The sequence below is a fragment of the Corynebacterium sp. HMSC14H10 genome (assembly GCF_001807105.1).
GTDB lineage: Bacteria > Actinomycetota > Actinomycetes > Mycobacteriales > Mycobacteriaceae > Corynebacterium > Corynebacterium jeikeium_D.
In genome coordinates, this window is record NZ_KV787407.1 from 130,495 (window position 1) to 137,967 (window position 7,473).

6 protein-coding genes are annotated in these 7,473 nt (G+C 57.1%); 3 read left to right on the forward strand and 3 right to left on the reverse strand.

Annotated elements, in window-relative coordinates; translation table 11 throughout:
- Positions 1 to 213 precede the first annotated feature (213 nt).
- Positions 214 to 1,113 carry a universal stress protein gene (locus tag HMPREF3135_RS00545; protein WP_016421688.1) on the reverse strand — a complete coding sequence of 300 codons (900 nt, stop codon included), beginning with the start codon at positions 1,111 to 1,113 and terminating at the stop codon, positions 214 to 216.
- Positions 1,114 to 1,410: 297 nt separating this feature from the next.
- On the opposite strand from HMPREF3135_RS00545, the gene HMPREF3135_RS00550 reads away from it, so the two are divergent.
- From HMPREF3135_RS00550 to HMPREF3135_RS00560, 3 genes are read left to right on the forward strand one after another with little or no spacing between them, the layout of a single operon-like run.
- A complete protein-coding gene (locus tag HMPREF3135_RS00550; RefSeq protein ID WP_070437312.1) occupies positions 1,411 to 2,442 on the forward strand; it encodes a pseudouridine synthase in 1,032 nt (343 codons plus the stop codon).
- A gap of 18 nt (positions 2,443 to 2,460) precedes the next feature.
- Positions 2,461 to 3,255, forward strand: coding sequence for an ABC transporter ATP-binding protein (locus HMPREF3135_RS00555; protein ID WP_246818286.1), 795 nt, complete (start codon positions 2,461 to 2,463; stop codon positions 3,253 to 3,255).
- 21 nt (positions 3,256 to 3,276) lie between these two features.
- A complete protein-coding gene (locus HMPREF3135_RS00560; protein WP_070429931.1) occupies positions 3,277 to 5,901 on the forward strand; it encodes an ABC transporter permease in 2,625 nt (874 codons plus the stop codon).
- Positions 5,902 to 6,012: 111 nt separating this feature from the next.
- On the opposite strand, the gene HMPREF3135_RS00565 is transcribed toward HMPREF3135_RS00560, so the two are convergent.
- Entirely contained in the window at positions 6,013 to 6,456 is a 444-nt protein-coding gene (locus HMPREF3135_RS00565; RefSeq protein WP_038627034.1) for a DUF2871 domain-containing protein, read from the reverse strand.
- 90 nt (positions 6,457 to 6,546) lie between these two features.
- On the reverse strand, positions 6,547 to 7,302 hold the full coding sequence (locus HMPREF3135_RS00570) for an SDR family NAD(P)-dependent oxidoreductase (RefSeq protein WP_168157923.1): 756 nt from the start codon (positions 7,300 to 7,302) through the stop codon (positions 6,547 to 6,549).
- Between the last annotated feature and the right edge of the window lie 171 nt (positions 7,303 to 7,473).

Below are 7,473 nucleotides of genomic sequence, written 5' to 3' on the forward strand. Positions count from 1 at the left end.
AGGAAAACCCTTATAGAATCTGTACTTTCTGCATGAAAACGGGGTTTATGCAGACGAGAGGCCCCATTTATATAAACCGAAGCCGACCTCCGAGACATGTCGGAAACCGGCTAGGTTCTACTTATAAATATTCGGTAACGGTTTCTGTTCTCGGCGCTAAACGCACGTCCACGACCGGCACCGGCGTTTTTCCCAGTCCCCTCGAAGACCGCTTTAGGCGTCAGTCTCCGGGCGGACGACCATCATCGGGCAAGCAGCCGCCTGCAGGAGTGCACGCGAGGTGGAGCCGAGCAGCATGCCCTTGAAGCCTCCGCGGCCGTGGCTGCCGACGACCAGCAGCTGCGAGCCTTCCGAGGCATCAGCCAGAGCACGAACCGGGCGGTCGCGGGTAACGACCTTCTTGATGGCCACGTCCGGGTACTTCTTAGCGTACTTCTCCAGGCGGTGGCCGAGCAGAGCCTTCTGCTCCTCTTCCACAACCTGCCACTGGCTCTGAGCTGCAGAAAGACCGGCCAGGGAAGCCTGTACCTGCATGTCCATCCAGGTGTGAACTGCAATCAGCTCTGCACCACGGGCATCGGCCTCACGGAATGCGTACTCCGTTGCCTTTTCGGAGATATCGGAGCCATCGACGCCGACAACGACCGGGCCGTACTTGGTCTCATCGGTGACCAGGTTGTCCTCGCGGACAACAACAACCGGACACGATGCGTGGGAAACAACAGCGGCGGAAACCGAACCCATGACCATGCCAGAGAGCCCACCCAGACCGCGAGAGCCCATAACCACCATGGTTGCCTGCTCAGACAGGTCGAGCAGCATGTCAATCGGGCTGCCCTCTTCAATCTGGTGGCTGACATCTACCGACGGTGCGAAGTCGAGGGCAATCTTCTTGGCCTCGTTAATCTTCTCCAGGGTTTCGGCCTCAAGATCGTCGTAAAGCTCCTGCGGCGGAACCATGCCCTCTGCGTAGAGGAACTGTGGCATGGAGTAGCTGCTGACCAGACGGAGTGGCTCACCGCGCTTCACTGCGGTGTTAGCGGCCCACTTGACGGCGGTCTTGGATGCCTCCGAGCCATCGACCGCGCACACAATGATGTTCTGCCTTGGCATTGATTGCCTCCTTATTATGCGATCCATAAAAATTGGCTCTCCGCGGCCCGACCGCAACGCAGCTACACCTATCGCACCTGCTTGGACGCCATTTTAATGGACAAGCTTTGCTATTTAGTCAACTCTTCCGAGCCAACCTTTTTATTACTTTCACCTCCACCCTACCCCCATTATGTTGCGACCGACAGGGCAGAATGTTGTCCACCTACGCCATTAGGGGCGGTACCAACACAGCCCTGCGCCAGCAGCTCCGCTTGCCCGCCGGGTGAATCCGGGGCACCTGTTAAAGTCAGCCGTATGCGTCGCATGCCACTGCCCATTCGCGATGGGCTCAACCCCTCCCGCATCGCCGCTCCCGGGCGTCGTGGCGATGCCCCCACCCGTGCGTGGGATCTGCTCGCAGGCGCTATCGCAGGTCAAACCTACCGCCACCCAGACGATGATGAAGCGGCTGTGGCCAAGCGTTTTGCAGATGGGCTCGTCGTTCGCGCCAACTCAGTGCCCTACAGTCCAGATGACATGGTGAAGCCCGGCGCGGAAATGTGGTTTTACCGCACCCCGGCACCGGAGCGCACAATCGCGGGGCCGATGCCGATTGTCTTTCAAGATGACAACCTTGTGGTCGTCGACAAGCCGTCGTTTTTGGCAACGATGCCGCGCGGCCGACACATTACGGAAACTGCTGTGGTTCGCCTGCGGCGGGAGCTGGGTAATCCGGAGTTGGTTCCCGCGCATCGCCTCGACAGGCTGACGTCGGGGTTGCTCATCTTTACCGCCCGGCGCGAGGTTCGCGGCGCCTACCAGGGGCTTTTCGCATCGGGGGAAGTCACTAAGCGCTACCACGCACTGACGTCGCCTACACCCATCGCTGGCGCGGCCAGCGAAGCCCTGCCCGAGACCCCACTGGAATTGCGCACACGACAGCACAAAATTGCTGGCCAGATGCAGGCTTATACTCTCGAGGGCGAGCCAAACGCCCACACCATCATCGAGCGCATTTCGCTTGTCGACGTGCCTTCGGACGCCGACGGCCTCGCTGCCGACAGTGGTCGCGTTGCGCTGTGGCAATTGAAGCCCATCACCGGACGCACTCATCAGCTGCGGCTGCACTTGAGTGAACTGGGCTTTCCCATCCTGGGTGACCAGTACTACCCGGAGATTCTGCCGCTGGAGGCCGAGAATACCTCGGAGCCCCTGCACCTGGTCTGTGTTGAAATGAGTTTCGCTGACCCCGTGACTGGGGAACAACGAACGTTCCATTCCCGTCGCAGCGTTTTCAATCCGCTTTCGCTGCCGGATATTAATTCGCCGTTGATCGAATCTAATTAGAAGAGAACCCCCTCCCCCATGTCTGCCAAGCATGCACAACAATCCGCTAAATCATCCGCTGAGTCTTCTTTGAAGCATTCCGCCCCACCAGCGGCGGCCTACGCTGAGGGGCTCACCAAGAAGTACGGTGTCGGCAATGCCGCTGTTACTGCACTGGACCATGTCGATATCTCTTTTGCCGCTGGTGAGTTCACCGCGATTATGGGCCCGTCCGGGTCCGGTAAGTCGACACTGATGCACTGCATGGCCGGTTTGGACTCCGCGACGTCGGGAAGCGCGTACATCGGCACGACGGATCTGTCGAAGCTGTCGGACAAGGAGATTACGGCGCTGCGGCGTGACCGCCTGGGCTTTGTGTTCCAGTCCTTCAACTTGGTGCCGACGTTGACAGCGGCGGAGAACATCACCCTGCCTATCAATATCGCTGGTCGTAAGGTGGATAAGCAGTGGTTCGAGGAAATCACCACGCGCCTCGGGCTTAAAGAACGGCTTACGCACCGCCCCTCGGAACTGTCCGGTGGCCAGCAGCAGCGTGTCGCCTGTGCGCGTGCCATTGTCAGCCGGCCGGAGATCATCTTTGGAGATGAGCCGACGGGCAACTTGGACTCGAACTCATCCCGTGAGGTGTTGACGATTCTCCGCGATGCGGTTGATGACATCGGCCAGACCGTTGTCATTGTGACGCATGATGCCACCGCCGCGTCCTACGCAGACCGTGTTGTGTTCCTCGCGGATGGCCGCGTGGTTGACGAGCTTCGCAACCCCACGCCCGCCGATATTTTGGCGCGCATGGCAGATATTGAGAATCTTTAGGAAGGCAGGTCATCTCTCCCCATGGCATCATCGTCTTCCACGCTAAGCCGCGTCGCCTGGCGTAATATCACCTCGCACAAGTTGCGCCTCGTGCTCACAATTATTTCGGTCGTGCTGGGCACAGCCTTCATCACCGGCGCATTTGTGTTCACATCATCGCTGGACAAGGCCTTTAAGGGCGCAATGAGTACCGCTTATGACGGTGTCGACGTGGTGGTGACGGCCCCTGCTGACAATCCCGGTGCGCTCACCAAAGAAACTGAACAGAAGGTAGAGAACTTCCCTGGGGTGCACGCCCTCAACATCGGCAATCCCAACAACAGCATTACGGCCACGGGAGCCGATGGCAAGCCGATTCAGACCAATGGTTCGCCATCGATGGGCCTTCCCTACTATCCAGCGGCCGAAGCGGTGGGCAACAAAGTCACAATTACCGAGGGGCACGCACCGGAAGCACCAGGTGAGGTGGTCGTCAACTCCGCCACCGCCAAACTCGGCAACCTCCACGTCGGCACTGAAATCAAGGTGGCCACCCGCCTCGATCGGGCGACGGTGAAGGTCGTCGGCATCGCTGATACCTCCATCGACGAAACTGGCTACCTCGCGGTCTTCTTCACCCAGAATCAGTGGCGCGAGCTCTACGGCGAAGACGGACATGCGGACATGTTCACCCTCGCTGCCGATTCCACCACCGACGCCGCCGCACTCACCCGTGACGTCGCGGCTGCGTTCCCCGACCTCAAGGTAGAGGCCGGCTCTAAGCTCGCCGACGAGGCTTCCGAACGTGTCTCCTCCGCCTTAAGCTTTGTTAACTACTTCCTCATCGCTTTCGGGCTCATCGGTCTGCTGGTCGGCATCTTCATCATCTCCAATACCTTCACCATGCTGGTCACTCAGCGCATGAAGGAATTCGCTCTCCTCCGCGCCCTCGGTGCTTCACGACGACAGCTCACTGCGTCCGTCCTCTTGGAGGCATTCATTGTTGGCCTCATCGGTTCTGCACTAGGTGTAATCACGGGGTTTGGGCTGAGCCAGGGGCTATTCATGCTTCTCGATGCCATGAGTATCTCCATGCCCGGCGACGGCCTGACATTCGAACCGGTTGCGGTTATCGTGCCTCTCATTGTCGGCGTGGTAATTACCATGATTGCCGCCTGGACACCGGCGGCCCGCGCTGGCGCAGTCCCTCCCGTAGAAGCCATGCGCTCTGGGGACCAAACACCCAGCAATAGTCTCAGTGCTCGGACGTGGACCGGCGCAGTGCTGGCATCCGCCGCTATTGCAATCATTGCCTGGGCATTGCAGTGGAACGACGCGGAAACCAAGATTCGCGCCATCTTCGTTGGTGTCGGTGCGGTGATGGCCGTAGCCTCCGTCTGGCTTGTCGGCCCTGCGCTGTCCATGCCTCTGATCGGAGGACTGGGGCGCGTCGTAGGTGCGCCTTTTGGAACCGTCGGCAAGCTTGCGGCAACGAACTCTCACCGCAATCCGCGCAGAACGGGAACCACATCGTTTGCACTGACGCTCGGACTTGCGCTGGTGACTGTGATTGGCATGTTCGGCGTGTCCATGAAGGAAGCGGTCAATGAGTGGTCAGAGACCAATCTGACGGCTGACTTCGTGCTCTCACCGCCTCTGACTGCGCATTCGGCCCTGCCTCTTGGTGTCGAGGACGCGGTGAAGGATATCGATGGTGTCGAAGACACCGCAACGTTGTCGATTGGTGCACTGCTGGTGATCCCACCTGAAGAAGCCGCCACGATGATGGACTCCATGCCCGAACAACTCGAAGGCGGACCAGAAGGAGGCAACGCATCCGTTTTCAATAGTGACGTTGCCAAGTGGTACGGTACCCGCGCCATCCAGGGCTCCCTCGATCTGGCGAAGCCGGAGGCGGGCATTGTCATCAACGAATCAACAGCGCAGAAGAACCGATGGCAAATTGGCACTGAACTCGCAGTAATTGCCAAGAGTGGTGTCGCGCAGCTCCCCATCACCGGTATCTTTGCCGACACTGGCGATCCCGGTCAGTCCATCATCATTTCCGATGCTGCCATCCATGAGCACATCAACAGCAGGCTTGTCTTACCGTTCCAGACCTACGTCGATGTCTCCGATTCCATCGCGGCAGACAGCGGCGCCGTGGATAAAATGAAGCAAAAGCTTAGCGACGCCGTTGCGGACTACCTCGTAGTACAAGTGATGACTGCCAAGGAGTTTGCGGGCCTGGCTAATGCCTCTATCGATGTCATGCTGGGAATCGTGTACGCACTGCTGGCACTGGCGGTCATCATTTCGATTCTGGGAATTATCAATACTGTCGCGCTCTCAGTTGTCGAGCGCCGCCAGGAGATTGGCATGCTTCGAGCCGTCGGCCTGCAGCGCTCGGGGATTCGCCGGATGATTCGCCTGGAATCTGTGGAAATCTCCATTTTCGGCGCAGTCGTGGGTATTGTCCTCGGCTTGTTCCTTGGCTGGTCACTGCTGACCGTGCTGAAGGATGAGGGCCTGAATACTATTGCGGTACCGTGGCTGCAGGTTGTTCTCATGCTGCTTGGGTCTGCGATTGTAGGCGTTATTGCTGCTCTCGGACCTGGTCAGAAGGCCGCGAAGACACCACCTCTGGCCGCTATCGCAGACGAATAGCCGCCGCTATATGAAAGCGCCCCGTGCAGATATAGTTTCTGCACGGGGTTTTATTTCGCCTTATTACCTAGGCCGAATCAGCTATCCGACTCACGCATTTCCGCTGGAAATTTATACGGCTGCGTTGGCCTTGCGATCCACGCGTTCACGATTCTTCAGCGCCTTATTGAGAAGCATAAAGAACCACACAAAGCCAACCGTCAGGATAATGTGGCCGAGTCCTGCAATTCCCGAGTACATCGGACCCCAGGCCTCCGGGCCTGAAACAACGTGGACGATACCGTTTGCCACCATCATGCCGATCGTCCAAACAATGCCGACATTCTGAACAATGAACCAGCGATCAAAGCCCTTGACAGCTGAAATATTGAATTGACCATCCAATGCCAGCGCAACCAAGAAAAAGATCGTGCCAAGGACAAGGAAATGCGTGTGCAGCGTATTGAGCTGCGTTTTATCGCCAAAATCCATTGCACGGGTAAATTCACGATAGAAAACGCCAGAAAATAGACCAAGACCGAGATAGACCGAAGCGGCTGTGAATAACTTACGCATACTTCGTAGCCTACTCAGATAATACTGGCTGCTAAATGGACTAAACCCAGGGGGTTAAACGAAAGTTTGATACCGCGAAACTAGAGGGCCTCAAACTAACCGCGCCAGTCGAGCCACAACACGTTTCGGCACAGCCTTAAATAGAGCCATCACCAGACCATATAGACCGGGTGCGACCTCCGCTCGGCCGCTCTCCGCTGCACGTAACGTGCGCTCCACCAGATAACTGAGATTCTGCTCAGGCATAAGACGCAACTTCACCGACTTCGCCTGCTTCACGACGTCCCGGAGCGCCTTGGTCTTAACCTTTCCCGGGTAGCAAATAGTTACAGTTACACCATTAGGCCTTAATTCATCCCTAAGGCTGATACCCCAATGCCGAATAAACGCTTTCGATGCTGTGTACACCGCGATCCCTGGAGTTGGTGCTACAGCCGAGATCGACGAAACCAGAATAATGTGGCCATCCTCTTCGAATAAATCGTTTAGAGAGTAAACCGCTGCGACCGTTCCGCGAATATTCGTCTGTATCATTTGATCAGCCCGCGAAAAGTCCTGGGTATTAACATCGCCATAATTCGCGTACGCGGCATTGAGGATTAAATAAACTATCGTCGCGTGATGGCGCTCAACACGATTCCGGAGCTTATCGCCAAAATCATCATCGGACTGGTCTAGACGAAGATATCGAAGACGCGAACCTTGGGTCCTAGAGTGTTCAGCGGCCTCGCTGGAAGAATCATCGTTGTAGCTACGAGAGATACACCAGATTTCATCTAGGTCTGGACGTAGCTGCCCGAGCCTATCGGCGAAGACGGCACCTATGCCCCGAGATGCTCCAGTCACGATTCCCACTCGCATGATTTCCAAGATACAGCTGACTGGTTCAGGCAATTAAAACGGCGCCGACCAAGAGTGCTGTATGGGAATAAACATGCCGACAAAAAGATACAGCGTTAAAACACTTACGCTAGTTTATGTTGTTTGCTTGTGGGTAAAACAAAAGCGGGCCGCGGC